Here is a 14,981-nt window from a genome sequence, read left to right on the forward strand (position 1 = left end):
ACAAGGTTTTATTATGCGAGTGGGATCACTTTTATAGTCTCTATGAATGTCTATCTTCTTTTCATCAAGACGGGCGCATCTCAAAGCAAGATGCAATCGCCCATAAAAATTGCCCCATTTTTATGTCTACAGGTGATGGAAATGCAGATCAAACGTACGATAGAGAAAATCCCAGGCGGTATGATGCTGGTGCCGCTTTTCCTGGGCGCGTTGTGTCACACCTTTTCCCCCGGCGCCGGGAAATACTTCGGCTCCTTTACCAACGGTATGATCACCGGTACGGTACCTATCCTGGCGGTCTGGTTCTTTTGCATGGGGGCGTCGATCAAGCTAAGCGCCACCGGCACCGTGCTGCGTAAATCAGGTACGTTAGTCATAACCAAGATTCTGGTGGCGTGGGTGGTTGCAGCGATTGCCTCACGCATTCTGCCGGAACATGGCGTAGAGGTCGGATTCTTCGCTGGGTTGTCTACGCTGGCGCTGGTGGCCGCGATGGATATGACCAACGGCGGGTTGTATGCCTCGATTATGCAGCAGTACGGCACCAAAGAAGAGGCTGGGGCGTTTGTCCTGATGTCGCTGGAGTCTGGCCCGCTGATGACCATGGTGATTCTGGGAACTGCCGGGATCGCGTCGTTTGAACCGCACGTATTTGTTGGCGCAGTATTGCCGTTCCTGATTGGTTTTGCGCTGGGTAATCTGGATCCTGAGCTGCGGGAATTCTTCAGTAAGGCCGTGCAGACGCTGATCCCGTTCTTTGCCTTCGCATTAGGTAACACCATTGATTTGAGCGTGATTGCTCAGACCGGCGTGCTGGGTATTCTGCTGGGCGTGGCAGTGATTATCATCACTGGTATTCCATTGATTATCGCCGATAAACTGATTGGTGGTGGCGATGGTACGGCGGGGATTGCGGCTTCCAGTTCTGCGGGGGCGGCGGTTGCTACGCCTGTGCTGATTGCTGAAATGGTTCCGGCATTTAAACCGATGGCACCGGCAGCAACTTCCCTGGTCGCCACGTCGGTGATTGTGACCTCCATTCTGGTGCCGATTATCACGTCTATCTGGTCGAAAAGGGCCAAAGCAAGGGCGGCAGAAATTGATCTTCGTGGCACCGTGAAGTAAGTCTCTTAAGCCGGATGGTCTGCACCATCCGGCCTAATTATTTACCCTTTGACGACAAACACCTCATCGATTGTTCTACACTCACTCTCGTTCAACTCTCCACCGGCATTACGTGACACGCCGGAGCAATAGCCAAACTTACGCGATACCACGGTTTTGATGGTGGTGACAAAATCTTCGCCGATGGCATAGATGGACATGTAGGTGCCAATCTGGTCCTGAATATCGCGAAGCGCTGCCAGGTCGCCCTGTTTAAACGCTTCCCGCGCGCTGACAAACAGTTCCGGCATGACGTTGTTCAACCCTGAAATAATCCCTGCGCCACCTGCCAACAGGTTGGGTATATAGTATTCGTCGTAGCCGGACAGCACGGCAAAATCCTCCCGCACGGCGCGGGTGGTCTGAATCATACTGCGAGTATGAGACTGGCAGTCGACGGTGTCTTTGATACCAGCGAAATTCGGGAACTCAGCGGCGAGGGAGGCAACCAGCTCTGGGGTTAAATCGCAGCCGGTGCGTGCCGGGAAGTTATAGGCAAACCATTTGCCGCTGAGTTTCTGCCCCAACTGACGGAAGTAGCTCAGCAGCTGTTTCGCCGTTTGTCCGTAGTAGTAGGGCGGCAGGATCATCACGGCATCGTAACCTGAGCGATACGCTTCCTGCGCCATCAACAATACATCATTCTGGCAGGTGGATGAGACGTTGGCGACCATCTTCAGCGAGCTCATGGCGCGGGCCTCGCGGATCAGCAACAGCCTTTCTTCGAGCGTAAAGGAAGCAAATTCCCCGATGCTGCCCATCAGCAAAATCACATCGATTTTGGCCTCGGTAAGGCGTTTGAGATGCTGGTTTAGACCGTTGAGATCGATCTTACCGTCATTGTCCATTGGCGTAATGGAAGGACACCAGACGCCAGCAAATTGCGATTGACCAGTCACGTTGTCGACTCCTTATTTGAAATTATGTTTCAAAACCAGCTTACATTGATAGCATGTGTCCCTAAGTTTCATGTGAACCGTGCTCTCATTTTGAGCGACTGGGGTAAAATAAATGTGGTGTAATGGGGGAAATTTATCGGGAGAGGGAACAGATGCGATATCCGGTCGATGTTTTTACGGGCAAAGTTCGGGACTACACGGGAAGCCGTCCCAGCGCGATTGCTAAAGTCCAGATTGACGGTGAGCTGATGCTGACCGAACTGGGGCTGACGGGAGATGAACAGGCGGAAGCGAAAATTCATGGCGGGCCGGATCGCGCGCTGTGTCACTATCCGCGTGAACACTATCAGCACTGGAGACAAGCGTTTCCGGAGCAGGCGGAGCTATTTGTCGCGCCCGCGTTTGGTGAGAACCTCTCTACTGAGGGGCTGACTGAAGAGAATGTGTATATTGGTGACATTTTCCAGTGGGGAGAGGCGTTGATTCAGGTCACGCAGCCGCGCTCGCCGTGCTTTAAGTTGAATTTCCATTTTGGCATCAGCGATATGGCCTGCCAGATGCAGGATGCAGGTAAGACGGGCTGGCTGTGCAGCGTCGTCGCGGCAGGGCTGGTATCTGCAGACGCGCCGTTGATCCTGGCGTCACGCGTGAGCGACGTCAGCGTGCGGGAGGCAATTGCTATCGCCTGGCATATGCCGTTTGATGATTCGCAATATCACCGTTTACTGTCGGCTGCCGGGTTATCAAAAAGTTGGACCAGAACGATGCAAAAGCGTCGTTTAAGCGGCAAGATCGAAGACAATTCCCGCCGTTTGTGGGGGAAATAATTCCCCCTGTCCGTGGAGGCCGGATGAGGCATTACGCCGCCATCCGGCAACACAGAGAGACTCAGGAACGCTTATACAACGGTAACCAAATTACCAGCCGTAAACCACCCAGCGGGCTGTCTTCGGCCTTCACCCAGCCACGATGCTGCTGGATTGCGGTTTCAACAATCGCCAGACCCAGACCTGTTCCGCCAGACTCGCGATCGCGTGCCTCATCGGTACGATAGAACGGACGGAAAATCTGTTCTCTGTCTTCAGGGCTTACACCTGGGCCATCGTCGTCCACGGTGATGGTAATCCCGTCGATATCCACCGCGAAGCCAACTTCAATCTTCGTATGTGAATAGCGCAGGGCATTGCGCACAATGTTTTCCAGCGCACTTTCCAACGCATTTGGGTTACCGTACAGCGGCCACGGACCCGGCGGGAAATTCACCGTGAGCGATTTACCCATCTGCTCAGCTTCAAAGGCGGCGTTATCCAGCACTTCGCCCCACAGCTGATTAGCTTTCACCGTTTCACTGACCAGCGCGTTTTTCTGCTGATTACGCGACATCACCAGCAGGTCGTTGATCATGCTGTCTAGTCGGTGTGCTTCTGTTTCAATGCGCTCCAGCTCTTTGCTCTCACCGCTACGACGGCGCAGCAGAGCGGTGCCCAGTTGCAGACGCGTTAGCGGTGTTCTCAGCTCGTGAGAGATGTCCGACAGCAAACGTTGCTGCGTGGTCATCATCCGTTCCAGCGCCGTCACCATCTGGTTAAAGCTGGCACCTGCCGCCAGAAACTCCTGCGGACCGGCTTCCAGCTCCGGATGTTGACGCAGGTTGCCCTGGGCCACTTCATCCGCCGCGTTTTTCAACTTACGCGCTGGTTTCGCCAGACTCCAGGCAAGCCAGAGCAATAGCGGAGAGCTGACTAACATGGTGACGATCAGCAATAACAGCGGTCGGTCAAACAGCAGGTTGATAAAGTCAGATTGTGAGCTGCTGGCTGGTCGAATGAGATACAGCTGGTAGTTATCTTCACCGTCTCTGACGGAGAAAGGCCCGACCATCTCAACGCGACCGTATTTTTTCTTTTGCGGATGGTCTGCGTTATCGGCCTGACCAATAAAGTTACGAATGATCTGCATTTCATTGCGTTCTGCGCCGATCACGCGTCCTTCCGTCGTAACAAGTAATAACCGCTGTCCTGGCGGCGCCCACTTGTCTATCGCCCGAAACAAGCGACGCCACCACATCAAATCGTTGGGTGGATCGTTCGCCAGTTCAGCTTCAACGTGTTGCTCAATCATTAACCCCTGGCGCTGCTCGCTGTCCAGTAGCTCGGTCATCTGGCGTGAGTCGAGCTTGGGTAACATCAGCACCAACATCAACACCAGTGCCAGCGTCAACCAGAAGATGGCAAAGATGCGCGCGGTTAAGCTCCCTATCATGAAGCGGAAACCATCAGGTAGCCGCGACCACGCAGGGTTTTAAACCACGGGTGTCCGTCTTTACGCTCTGGCAGCTTACGACGCAGGTTCGAGATATGCATATCGATAGCGCGATCGAAAGGCGTCAGGCGTTTACCCAGCACTTCCTGGCTCAGGTGCTCACGCGAAACCACCTGACCGAGATGCTGTGCCAGCAAATAAAGCAGGGTGAATTCGGTGCCGGTTAACTCCAGAATTTGCCCGTCAAAGCTGGCTTCCTGGCGACCCGGATTAAGGCTTAACGCATCTACTTCCAGAGTCGGCGAGCCGTTATCGCTGTTCTGCTGCTGTTCGCTCCAGTGTGAGCGACGCAGAATAGCGCGGATGCGCGCGACCAGTTCACGGTCGTTAAACGGTTTGGGTAAATAGTCGTCCGCGCCCAGCTCAAGGCCAAGTACGCGATCCAATTCGCTGCCGCGAGCGGTCAGCATGATTACGGGTGTCTGGTGTGTCTGACGAAGTGCTTTCAGCGTATCAATGCCGTTTTTCTTCGGCATCATGACGTCGAGCAAAAGTAAATCGATGCTGTCATCCAGAAGCTCAAGCGCCTGTTCCCCATCATAGGCAACCAGCACATCGAAACCTTCCATTTCGAGCAACTCCTTTAACAGGGAAGTCAGCTCTCGGTCATCATCAACTAACAGGATTTTATTCATTGTTTACGTACCTCCGAGGCAGAAATTACGTCATCAGGCGTCGCTAATCTATGACTTTACGTTGTTTTACACCCCCTGACGCATGTTTGCAGCCCGAATCGTAAACTGTCTCTCGTTGAATCGCGACAGAAAAGATTTTGGGAGCAAGTGATGGGCAAAGTTAGCGCTGCCGTCATGGCCTCAACGCTGGCACTTAGTACATTTAGCCATGCAGCTGAAGTCGTCACAGGCGATCACTGGCACCTGGGTGAAGGCTCATCGCAACGTAGCGTTCAGAGCCACATGTTTGACGGTATCAGTTTAACCGAACATCAACGTCAACAGATGCGAGATTTAATGCAGCAGGCAAGACACGAACAGCCTCCTGTTAATGTTAGCGAAATGGAGACAATGCATCGCCTTGTCACCGCAGAGAAATTTGATGAAAGCGCAGTGCGCGCTCAGGCAGAAAGAATGGCGCAAGAACAGGTTGCCCGCCAGGTTGAAATAGCCAGGATCCGCAACCAGATGTATCGCCTGTTAACGCCCGAGCAGCAAGCGGTTTTAAATGAGAAACATGAACAACGAATGGAGCAACTGCGCGACGTAGCGCACTGGAAAAAAAGCTCATCGTTGAATTTATTGAGTAGTAGCAACTCACGTTCCCAGTAGTAACCCTGTTTTCCTTGCCATAGACACCATCCCTGTCTTCCCCCACATGATGTGGGGGTTTTTTTTGCCCAAAATTTGTCACTCGGTTATTGCCTGACTGTTTTACTTCATCCGTTATACTAGCGGCATATTCTGGCTGGAGTGTTTATGAATCATACCTATGGGCGGCTGGTGAGCCGGGCGGCAATCGCGGCGACCGTGATGGCATCGCTGTTACTTTTGATCAAAATTTTTGCGTGGTGGTACACCGGATCGGTCAGTATTCTGGCTGCACTGGTGGATTCTCTGGTGGACATCGCGGCGTCGTTAACCAACCTGTTGGTGGTGCGCTATTCGCTGCAACCGGCCGATGATGAACATACGTTCGGACACGGAAAAGCGGAATCACTGGCGGCGCTGGCGCAAAGCATGTTTATTTCCGGTTCGGCGCTGTTTTTATTCCTGACCGGGATTCAGCATCTCATCCAACCGACGCCGATGAAAGATCCCGGCGTTGGGGTGGTTGTCACCATCATTGCGTTAGTGTGTACAATCATTCTGGTCTCGTTTCAGCGCTGGGTAGTGAAGCGTACGCAAAGTCAGGCCGTTCGGGCAGATATGCTTCATTATCAGTCTGATGTTATGATGAACGGTGCGATTCTCATTGCGCTCGGGCTGGCATGGTACGGCTGGCATCGTGCGGATGCCTTGTTTGCGCTCGGGATTGGCATCTATATTTTATATAGCGCATTACGCATGGGGTATGAGGCAGTGCAATCTTTGCTGGATCGCGCTTTACCCGATGAGGAACGTCAGGAAATTATTGATATCGTGACGTCATGGCCTGGGGTCAGCGGCGCTCACGATCTTCGCACGCGGCAGTCAGGGCCGACCCGTTTTATTCAGATTCATTTGGAAATGGAAGATAATCTGCCGCTCGTTCAGGCGCATTTAGTGGCTGAACAGGTTGAGCAGGCAATTTTACGGCGTTTCCCGGGATCGGATGTCATCATTCATCAGGATCCCTGTTCAGTCGTACCCAAGGAAGGCAAGGTGTTTGAGCTTTCATAATTCGTTGTAAAAAGTGAACCGGGCCAGCATTTTGTGTATAAATTACCACCATTTGGCCTGACCTGAATCAATTCAGCAGGAAGTGATTGTTATACTATCTGCATATTCGTTGGATCGTTTCGATATGCGGAATCGACTTCCGGCAGCAGATTTCATTTTGCATTCCAAAGTTCAGAGGTAGTCATGATTAAGAAAATCGGTGTGTTGACAAGCGGCGGTGATGCGCCGGGCATGAACGCAGCAATCCGTGGTGTTGTACGTGCAGCGTTGACGGAAGGGCTGGAAGTCATGGGGATCCATGATGGCTACCTGGGTTTGTATGAAGACCGTATGGTCCAGCTTGACCGCTACAGCGTGTCCGACATGATCAACCGTGGCGGTACTTTCCTCGGTTCAGCTCGCTTCCCGGAATTCCGCGACGAAAACGTGCGTGCGGTGGCTATCGAAAACCTGAAAAAGCGTGGCATTGATGCGCTGGTTGTTATCGGCGGTGACGGTTCTTACATGGGTGCGAAACGCCTGACTGAAATGGGCTTCCCATGCATCGGTCTGCCGGGCACTATCGACAACGATATCAAGGGCACCGACTACACCATCGGTTACTTCACCGCTCTGGGTACTGTAGTAGAAGCGATTGACCGTCTGCGTGATACCTCTTCTTCTCACCAGCGTATTTCCATCGTTGAAGTGATGGGCCGCTACTGTGGCGATCTGACCCTGGCGGCTGCAATTGCCGGTGGTTGTGAGTTCGTAGTGGTTCCGGAAGTGGAATTCAGTCGCGACGATTTGGTTGCTGAAATCAAAGCGGGCATCGCGAAAGGTAAAAAACACGCAATTGTAGCGATCACTGAACACATGTGTGACGTTGACGAACTGGCGCATTACATCGAGAAGGAAACGGGCCGCGAAACGCGTTCGACCGTGCTGGGTCACATTCAGCGTGGTGGTTCCCCGGTTCCTTACGATCGTATTCTGGCATCCCGTATGGGCGCATATGCTATTGAACTGCTGCTGGCAGGTCATGGCGGCCGCTGTGTCGGTATTCAGAACGAGCAACTGGTTCACCACGATATCATCGATGCTATCGAGAACATGAAGCGTCCGTTCAAAGGTGACTGGCTGGACTGCGCGAAAAAACTGTACTGATTGTTTTTTGTTGCCCGGTGGCGCTTCGCTTACCGGGCCTACAGCGTGTACTCTTGTAGGCCGGATAAGGCGTAAGTCGTCATCCGGCACAACCTTCCTCATTTATTCCCCGAAGTTATAGCAAATCTTTTTTTATTCTTTAATGTTTGGATGCCTTTCTGGCACGCTTTGCTCATCACAACATCACATAAGAGAGCTGGGCGATGAACAAATGGGGCGTAGGGTTAACATTATTGCTGGCATCAACCAGCGTTCTGGCAAAGGATATTCAGTTACTTAACGTATCGTACGATCCAACACGTGAACTGTACGAGCAGTACAATAAAGCCTTCAGCGCGCACTGGAAGCAGGAAACGGGCGATAACGTCGTGATCCGCCAGTCGCACGGCGGCTCTGGTAAACAGGCGACCTCTGTCATCAACGGTATTGAAGCCGATGTGGTGACGTTGGCACTGGCATATGACGTGGATGCCATTGCTGAACGTGGTCGAATTGATAAAAACTGGATTAAGCGCTTGCCGGATAACTCTGCGCCTTACACCTCCACCATCGTGTTCCTGGTCCGCAAAGGCAACCCCAAACAAATTCATGACTGGAACGATTTGATCAAACCCGGCGTGTCAGTGATTACACCAAACCCGAAAAGCTCAGGCGGCGCACGCTGGAACTATCTGGCGGCATGGGGCTATGCCCTGCACCACAACAACAACGATCAGGCCAAAGCGCAGGACTTCGTCAAGGCCCTGTATAAAAACGTTGAAGTGCTGGATTCCGGTGCACGTGGCTCAACCAATACTTTCGTTGAGCGTGGTATCGGTGATGTGCTGATCGCCTGGGAAAACGAAGCGCTGCTGGCAACGAACGAGCTGGGTAAAGACAAATTCGAGATAGTGACGCCGAGTGAATCTATTCTCGCGGAGCCGACCGTTTCCGTGGTCGATAAAGTGGTGGAAAAGAAAGACACCAAAGCGGTGGCGGAAGCTTATCTGAAGTATCTCTACTCTCCGGAAGGCCAGGAAATTGCAGCGAAAAACTACTATCGTCCACGTGATACAGACGTTGCGAAGAAATACGAAAATGCATTTCCGAAGCTGAAGCTGTTCACCATCGACGAAGAGTTTGGCGGCTGGACAAAAGCGCAGAAAGAGCACTTCTCTAATGGCGGTACGTTCGACCAGATCAGCAAACGCTAAATAAGTCTGTGATTTACCGACCCGGTGGCCTAACGCGACCGGGTTTTTTATTTGTCATGGTTTTGCGTTACTCTTGCCCTTCAATGGGATACAGGAAACGCGTAATGAAAAAAGCAGGCTATCTTTTACTGGCGGTGATTGTAGTCGCCGCCGCTGCAGGCATCGGGTACTGGAAATTCACCAGCAACCCGGACGCATTACGCCAGATCGTCCTTCAACAATGCTTGCCGCACCAGTTGCAGCAGCAGGATCCTGCACCATGCGCAGAAGTGAAGCTGGATGCCGGATATGTGGTGTTCAAAGACCGTAACGGCCCTTTGCAATATTTGTTGATGCCCACTTATCGCATTAACGGTACGGAAAGCCCACTGCTGTTGAAATCAGGCACGCCGAACTTTTTCTGGCTGGCCTGGCAGGCGCGTAGCTTTATGAGCCAAAAATACGGCCAGGAAATCCCTGACAAAGCAGTCTCTCTGACCATTAACTCACGTAGCGGGCGTACTCAAAATCACCTGCATATTCATATCTCCTGCCTGCGAACCGATGTCAGAAAACAGCTGGATGACAACCTGGCGAAAATCAGCACCCGCTGGCTACCTCTACCAGGTGGGCTGCGCGGTCATGAATATCTGGCGCGTCGCGTCACGGAAAATGAACTGGCACAACGCAGCCCATTTATGATGCTGGCAGAAGAGGTGCCGGATGCACGTGAGCATATGGGCAGCTATGCGTTGGCGATGGTGCGTCAGAGCGATGAATCCTTTGTTCTGCTGGCTACTCAGCGCAATCTGCTGGCGCTGAATCTCGCCTCCGCTGAGGAAATTCAGGATCATCAATGTGATATTCTGCGTTAACCCCACCTAATCTGGCGTTTACTCCGCATGCCTGTCCCCGTATTCTTGTTGAAAAAAACAACAGGAGACAGGCATGTCGCTCTGGCTTACACACCCTCTGTTTATCCCCTCTCTGGTGGTTGGCATCACCATTCTGCTCTGGGCTACGTCGCTGCTGCCGGAGTTTATAACGGCGCTGCTGTTCTTTGCCGTGGCGATGGTCGCCAAAATCGCGCCACCGGATGTGATCTTTGGCGGCTTTGCGTCCTCCGCATTCTGGTTGGTGTTTAGCGGCTTTGTGCTGGGTATCGCGATTCGTAAAACGGGACTGGCGGACAGGGCGGCGAGGGCGCTGTCATCACGGTTGACCGACTCCTGGCCGTTAATGGTGGCGAGCGTGGTGCTGTTGAGTTACGCGCTGGCGTTTGTAATGCCATCCAACATGGGCCGCATTGCGCTGCTGATGCCGATTGTCGCAGCGATGGCGAAACGAGCTGGAATTAACGATGGTACGCGCGCCTGGTATGGTCTGGCACTGGCCGTTGGGTTTGGGACATTCCAGCTTTCTGCGACGATTTTACCCGCAAACGTACCGAATCTGGTGATGAGCGGCGCGGCGGAAGGCTCTTACGGCATCCACCTCAATTATCTTCCCTATTTGCTGCTGCATACGCCGGTTCTGGGTTGGCTTAAAGGCGCGGTTCTCATCGTGCTTATCTGCTGGCTGTTCCCTGGCAAGCCCCATGCGCCACGCGATCTCACGCCGTCGGAACCGATGAGTGGAGATGAAAAACGTCTGGCCTGGATGTTAGCGGTGGTGTTGCTTCTTTGGGTAAGCGAAAGCTGGCACGGCATTGGCCCCGCGTGGACCGGGCTGGCGGCGGCAGTTATCACATTGCTCCCACGGGTTGGCTTTATCAATGGCGACGAGTTTTCCACTGGGGTCAACATTCGTACTTGTATTTATGTGGCGGGTATTCTGGGACTGGCGATCACCGTCACGCAGACAGGTATTGGTAGCGCCGTTGGCGAAGCGCTGTTACAGGTGATGCCGCTGGATGCGGAAAAGCCGTTTACCAGTTTCCTCGCGCTGACCGGTATTACCACGGCGCTTAATTTTATTATGACGGCGAACGGTGTTCCGGCGCTGTATACCACGTTGGCGCAAAGCTTTGCCGATGCGACGGGATTCCCGCTGCTGTCGGTGATTATGATCCAGGTGCTGGGTTATTCCACACCACTGTTGCCGTATCAGGCTTCACCGATCGTGGTGGCGATGGCGCTCGGGAAAGTACCTGCAAGGGCAGGGATGCTGCTGTGTATCGCACTGGCGGCGGCAACGTATTTGATTCTTCTGCCGCTGGATTACGCCTGGTTTACGGTGTTGGGAAAACTGTAGCTGTATCAAAATGTTAATTTTATGTTTTGTGAGTGAGTGAATTGTATTATGCGCGGCAATATCGGTTAATGCCTGAGCGCAGATTTGCGCACTGGAAACTCAAGGATTGATTCATGGACAGTTTGACCCCCATCCGCCGCTGGCCTGCCATCATCTCGCTTGTGATTACGCTGACCATCTGGTTTGTTATCCCGTGTCCTCCTGACGTAACCCCGCAAGCATGGCACCTGCTGGCACTGTTTATTGGTACGATCGCCGCGATTATCGGTAAAGCTATGCCCATTGGTGCAATTGCGATTGTGGCGATTATGCTGGTGGCGATGACAGGCGTTACTAACCCAGGCAAACCCTCCGCGGCATTGAACGATGCATTGAGTGGTTTTTCTAACCAGCTAATCTGGCTGATTGGTTTATCCATTATGCTGTCGCAAAGTCTGTTAAAGACCGGCTTGGGCGCGCGTATTGGCTACGGGTTTATTGCGCTCTTTGGTAAAAGAACGCTGGGTATTGCGTGGGCATTAACCCTTGCGGAAACGCTAATTGCACCCGTAACGCCAAGCAATACCGCGCGTGGTGGTGGCATTATCCACCCGGTAATGCGGGCGATTGCGGAGAGCCTCGGCTCGCAGCCAGGCCATGCCGAGAATGGCTCAACGGGCCGTTATCTCGCGCTGGTGAACTACAACATTAACCCGATCAGCTCGGCAATGTTCATCACCGCGACCGCACCTAATCCGTTAATCGTCAGTTTTTTGACAAAGGGGACGGATGGCGTGCTGAACATGACCTGGGGAATGTGGGCTATTGCGGCGCTTCTTCCCGCACTGGTATCACTGGTTGTTATGCCGATTGTAATCTGGTGGCTCTATCCGCCAGCTATCACGCGCACGCCAAATGCGCCGCAGTTTGCGCGGCAAAAACTGGATGCGCTGGGTCCACTTTCTTTGGCAGAGAAAATCACCCTGGGGGTGTTCATTTTGCTGCTCTGTCTATGGGCGGGTGTTCCAGCAATGCTGATGGGCAGTGCCTGGAGCGTAAACCCCACTAGCGCCGCGTTAATTGGATTGTCGATTCTATTGATGGCGGGTGTATTGAGCTGGGATGACATTCTTAAATGCCGCGGGGCATGGGATACGATAGTCTGGTTTGCCGCGCTGGTGATGATGGCGGATTTTCTCAGCAAACTGGGATTGGTGGGATGGCTGGCAACCAGCGTGGGTAGCGCAATCGACCATCTTGGCGTGCACTGGAGTGTTGCGACGCTGCTGTTAATCCTGCTTTACGTCTACTCGCACTACTTTTTCGGCAGCACAACTGCGCATATTACGGCTATGTTCGCTGCGTTCTTCGCCGCAGGCTTAGGCCTCGGCGCGCCGCCAGCGCTGCTTGGTTTAATGCTCGGTTTCTCCTCCTCCTTGATGATGTCGCTCACGCACTATGGCACGGGTACTGCGCCTATTATCTTTGGTTCGGGCTATGTCACGTTGGCGGAGTGGTGGAAAACGGGGCTGGTGATGAGTGTGGTCAACCTGACCATTTGGGGTGTGACCGGCGCCTTCTGGTGGCACTGGTTGGGATACTGGTAGTTAATACAGCGGGAGGAGGGTTCCTCCCGCCTTAACAACTTAAGCCTGTTTAGCGGCTTCTGCTGCTTTAACGATGACTGCGAAGGCGTCTGCTTTCAGAGAAGCACCACCAACCAGCGCACCGTCGATGTCCGGCTGAGCGAACAGTTCTGCCGCGTTAGTTGCGTTTACAGAACCGCCGTACTGGATGATAACTTGCTCAGCGATTTTCGCGTCAGCTTTAGCAATGTGGTCACGAATAAATTTGTGAACAGCCTGAGCCTGAGCAGGAGTTGCAGATTTGCCGGTACCGATAGCCCATACTGGTTCGTAAGCGATAACGACGCCTTCGAATGCTGCCGCGCCCTGAGTTTTCAGAACCGCGTCGATCTGACGTGCACAAACTTCTTCAGTTTTGCCCGCTTCGTTTTCTGCTTCGGTTTCACCGATGCACAGAACTGGAGTCAGACCCTGCTCTTTCAGCACGGCGAATTTTTTAGCGATCAGCTCGTCAGATTCTTTGTGGTAAGTACGACGCTCAGAGTGACCGATAATGATGTACTGCGCGCCGATGTCTTTCAGCATTTCAGCACTTGTTTCACCAGTGAATGCGCCAGACAGGTTCAGGTCAACGTTCTGCGCGCCCAGAATGATGTGGCTACCGGCAGCGGCGTGTTTCGCCAGGTCGATATACATTTCCGGCGGAGCAATCGCTACTGCACAGCCAGCAATGCCAGCCAGTTCTTTACGCAGGTTAGCAACCAGTTCGTTTACCATGTGGCGGCTGCCGTTCAGTTTCCAGTTACCCATCACTAAAGGATGTCGCATTTCATTTCTCCACGCTTGTCAGCGAATTAAGGAATATGGCCGCCCGTGAGGGCAGCATGGTCTGTGAAACAGTATAGAGATTCATCCCCTGAAAGGCTTTGCTTTTTGTCATCAATTCGCCTTCTCAAGACTTTCTGATAGTGCCAGCTTAATCGGTTCAACAGCGAAGGTCAGTCCTTTTTCACCGTTGTCAGCAACAACATAGCGAATTGCGCCTTCTGTTTCAGCGTAATAGCGCTTACCTTTGCCTGCGGCGAGCAGTTTTTGCAGCTTTTTCTGGCTCTGTTCCTTCGTCAGTAGCGGTGCGACGGTGCGGATGACGGCGGTCATGTATTCCAGCGCTTTCACTTTGGCTGCCTTTTGTTCTGGCCCCTGAATGGGTAACCAGGTTATCTGCATGCTTTTGATTTTAAGGGTGCCGCGTTCAAGAGCGGAAGACGCATACAGGTTTTCATTGATTTTACTGGCTGCGCGGGTGAGATTTGCTCGATCGCGACTGCTGTCGATGGCGCGGAACTCATTCAGAATAAGCTTCGGATTCTGCGTATTAAAGTTTTCACGAAACTGGCTAATCGACAGGTCAAAGGTCGGCGCGCCCGCCAGTAAATAGGGGGCCGTGGTTGCCGTCGATGGCTCTTCCGCCAGTACCGCAGTGCTCGCGGTTAAGGCTGAAAACAATAATAAAAACAGTGTAAATCCTTGCTTCATCAATCGTACCTTTCATTCTCATTGCTCACGATTAAAACGGTAACCGTCGAGCTTGTCAAAAGGGTAAACTGTTCTGGAAGGTAATAATAAAGGAACTTACATGACCATACAGCAGTGGTTATTCTCATTTAAAGGGCGCATCGGGCGCCGTGATTTCTGGATTTGGATTGGCCTATGGATCGTCAGCATGCTGGTTCTGTTTTCGCTGGCGAGCAAACAATTACTCGATATTCAGACCGCGGCTTTTTGTCTGGTGTGTCTGCTATGGCCAACGGCGGCAGTGACGGTAAAACGTCTGCATGACCGGGGGCGCTCCGGAGCGTGGGCGCTGTTGATGATCCTGGCGTGGATGCTGCTGGCCGGAAATTGGGCGATTTTACCCGGCGTCTGGCAATGGGCGGTAGGCCGCTTTGTTCCAACGTTGATTCTGGTTGGTATGCTTATCGATCTGGGGGCGTTCATTGGCACCCAGGACGCAAATAAATATGGTAAGGATACGCAGGACGTAAAGTACAGAGCTGACTCGTAGGCCGGATAAGCGTAAGCGCCATCCGGCAAAATGCCCGGGTGTTTACCGGGCATTGAAAC

At 52.8% G+C, this 14,981-nt stretch carries 15 protein-coding genes; 10 read left to right on the plus strand and 5 right to left on the minus strand.

The features are described 5' to 3' along the window. Positions 1-141 precede the first annotated feature (141 nt). Positions 142-1,125 (plus strand): 2-keto-3-deoxygluconate transporter, encoded by a 984-nt coding sequence (kdgT, locus tag WN16_RS04380; RefSeq protein WP_003028743.1) that lies wholly within the window; start codon positions 142-144, stop codon positions 1,123-1,125. Between the two features lie 41 nt (positions 1,126-1,166). Here the strand turns inward: kdgT and WN16_RS04385 are convergent, their stop codons facing one another. Then, complete coding sequence (locus WN16_RS04385; RefSeq protein WP_003847870.1) at positions 1,167-2,063, minus strand: dihydrodipicolinate synthase family protein; 897 nt, start codon at positions 2,061-2,063, stop codon at positions 1,167-1,169. A gap of 152 nt (positions 2,064-2,215) precedes the next feature. On the opposite strand from WN16_RS04385, the gene yiiM reads away from it, so the two are divergent. After that, positions 2,216-2,890 carry a 6-hydroxyaminopurine reductase gene (yiiM, locus tag WN16_RS04390; protein WP_003028749.1) on the plus strand — a complete coding sequence of 225 codons (675 nt, stop codon included), beginning with the start codon at positions 2,216-2,218 and terminating at the stop codon, positions 2,888-2,890. Between the two features lie 61 nt (positions 2,891-2,951). Here yiiM and cpxA read toward each other — a convergent pair whose 3' ends face one another. Together cpxA and cpxR are read right to left on the minus strand one after the other, a co-directional pair. After that, positions 2,952-4,325: an envelope stress sensor histidine kinase CpxA gene (cpxA, locus tag WN16_RS04395; protein WP_003840485.1), complete on the minus strand. Its 1,374-nt coding sequence runs from the start codon at positions 4,323-4,325 to the stop codon at positions 2,952-2,954. Further along, complete coding sequence (gene cpxR, locus WN16_RS04400) at positions 4,322-5,020, minus strand: envelope stress response regulator transcription factor CpxR (RefSeq protein ID WP_003028763.1); 699 nt, start codon at positions 5,018-5,020, stop codon at positions 4,322-4,324. The genes cpxA and cpxR overlap by 4 nt, the downstream gene beginning before the upstream one ends. A gap of 150 nt (positions 5,021-5,170) precedes the next feature. Here cpxR and cpxP point away from each other — a divergent pair, with 150 nt between their 5' ends. The 7 genes from cpxP to WN16_RS04435 all read left to right on the plus strand — a co-directional run bounded on the left by cpxP (position 5,171) and on the right by WN16_RS04435 (position 12,878). Beyond that, on the plus strand, positions 5,171-5,671 hold the full coding sequence (gene cpxP, locus WN16_RS04405; protein ID WP_003028767.1) for a cell-envelope stress modulator CpxP: 501 nt from the start codon (positions 5,171-5,173) through the stop codon (positions 5,669-5,671). A gap of 147 nt (positions 5,672-5,818) precedes the next feature. After that, the gene (gene fieF / locus WN16_RS04410; RefSeq protein WP_003028775.1) at positions 5,819-6,721 is read left to right on the plus strand and encodes a CDF family cation-efflux transporter FieF; all 903 of its coding nucleotides are present in this window, start codon (positions 5,819-5,821) and stop codon (positions 6,719-6,721) included. 183 nt (positions 6,722-6,904) lie between these two features. Further along, complete coding sequence (gene pfkA / locus WN16_RS04415) at positions 6,905-7,867, plus strand: 6-phosphofructokinase (RefSeq protein ID WP_003028778.1); 963 nt, start codon at positions 6,905-6,907, stop codon at positions 7,865-7,867. Positions 7,868-8,070: 203 nt separating this feature from the next. Continuing rightward, positions 8,071-9,060 (plus strand): sulfate/thiosulfate ABC transporter substrate-binding protein Sbp, encoded by a 990-nt coding sequence (gene sbp, locus WN16_RS04420; RefSeq protein ID WP_003840489.1) that lies wholly within the window; start codon positions 8,071-8,073, stop codon positions 9,058-9,060. Positions 9,061-9,164: 104 nt separating this feature from the next. After that, entirely contained in the window at positions 9,165-9,914 is a 750-nt protein-coding gene (locus WN16_RS04425) for a CDP-diacylglycerol diphosphatase (protein WP_044701838.1), read from the plus strand. Between the two features lie 73 nt (positions 9,915-9,987). Then, positions 9,988-11,292, plus strand: coding sequence for an SLC13 family permease (locus WN16_RS04430; RefSeq protein WP_003840496.1), 1,305 nt, complete (start codon positions 9,988-9,990; stop codon positions 11,290-11,292). Positions 11,293-11,405: 113 nt separating this feature from the next. After that, a complete protein-coding gene (locus WN16_RS04435) occupies positions 11,406-12,878 on the plus strand; it encodes a DASS family sodium-coupled anion symporter (RefSeq protein WP_044701840.1) in 1,473 nt (490 codons plus the stop codon). Between the two features lie 39 nt (positions 12,879-12,917). Here WN16_RS04435 and tpiA read toward each other — a convergent pair whose 3' ends face one another. Both tpiA and WN16_RS04445 read right to left on the minus strand, forming a co-directional pair. Further along, positions 12,918-13,685 carry a triose-phosphate isomerase gene (gene tpiA / locus WN16_RS04440; RefSeq protein WP_044701842.1) on the minus strand — a complete coding sequence of 256 codons (768 nt, stop codon included), beginning with the start codon at positions 13,683-13,685 and terminating at the stop codon, positions 12,918-12,920. Between the two features lie 111 nt (positions 13,686-13,796). Beyond that, positions 13,797-14,393, minus strand: a complete 597-nt coding sequence (locus tag WN16_RS04445) for a YiiQ family protein (RefSeq protein WP_016151274.1) — start codon at positions 14,391-14,393, stop codon at positions 13,797-13,799. Positions 14,394-14,493: 100 nt separating this feature from the next. On the opposite strand from WN16_RS04445, the gene WN16_RS04450 reads away from it, so the two are divergent. Continuing rightward, positions 14,494-14,922 (plus strand): DUF805 domain-containing protein, encoded by a 429-nt coding sequence (locus WN16_RS04450; RefSeq protein WP_003840502.1) that lies wholly within the window; start codon positions 14,494-14,496, stop codon positions 14,920-14,922. Positions 14,923-14,981: the final 59 nt, after the last annotated feature.

Source organism: Citrobacter sp. ABFQG (genome assembly GCF_004322975.1).
In the GTDB taxonomy this organism is placed as follows: Bacteria; Pseudomonadota; Gammaproteobacteria; order Enterobacterales; family Enterobacteriaceae; genus Citrobacter; species Citrobacter freundii.

Excerpts from the sequence above, each read along its gene's own strand:
- sbp (WP_003840489.1), top strand. The coding sequence starts at position 8,071 with ATGAACAAATGGGGCGTAGGGTTAACATTATTGCTGGCATCAACCAGC.
- cpxP (WP_003028767.1), top strand. The coding sequence starts at position 5,171 with ATGGGCAAAGTTAGCGCTGCCGTCATGGCCTCAACGCTGGCACTTAGT.
- fieF (WP_003028775.1), top strand. The coding sequence starts at position 5,819 with ATGAATCATACCTATGGGCGGCTGGTGAGCCGGGCGGCAATCGCGGCG.
- cpxR (WP_003028763.1), bottom strand. The coding sequence starts at position 5,020 with ATGAATAAAATCCTGTTAGTTGATGATGACCGAGAGCTGACTTCCCTG.
- kdgT (WP_003028743.1), top strand. The coding sequence starts at position 142 with ATGCAGATCAAACGTACGATAGAGAAAATCCCAGGCGGTATGATGCTG.
- tpiA (WP_044701842.1), bottom strand. The coding sequence starts at position 13,685 with ATGCGACATCCTTTAGTGATGGGTAACTGGAAACTGAACGGCAGCCGC.
- WN16_RS04430 (WP_003840496.1), top strand. The coding sequence starts at position 9,988 with ATGTCGCTCTGGCTTACACACCCTCTGTTTATCCCCTCTCTGGTGGTT.
- cpxA (WP_003840485.1), bottom strand. The coding sequence starts at position 4,325 with ATGATAGGGAGCTTAACCGCGCGCATCTTTGCCATCTTCTGGTTGACG.
- WN16_RS04450 (WP_003840502.1), top strand. The coding sequence starts at position 14,494 with ATGACCATACAGCAGTGGTTATTCTCATTTAAAGGGCGCATCGGGCGC.
- yiiM (WP_003028749.1), top strand. The coding sequence starts at position 2,216 with ATGCGATATCCGGTCGATGTTTTTACGGGCAAAGTTCGGGACTACACG.
- WN16_RS04435 (WP_044701840.1), top strand. The coding sequence starts at position 11,406 with ATGGACAGTTTGACCCCCATCCGCCGCTGGCCTGCCATCATCTCGCTT.
- WN16_RS04445 (WP_016151274.1), bottom strand. The coding sequence starts at position 14,393 with ATGAAGCAAGGATTTACACTGTTTTTATTATTGTTTTCAGCCTTAACC.
- WN16_RS04425 (WP_044701838.1), top strand. The coding sequence starts at position 9,165 with ATGAAAAAAGCAGGCTATCTTTTACTGGCGGTGATTGTAGTCGCCGCC.
- pfkA (WP_003028778.1), top strand. The coding sequence starts at position 6,905 with ATGATTAAGAAAATCGGTGTGTTGACAAGCGGCGGTGATGCGCCGGGC.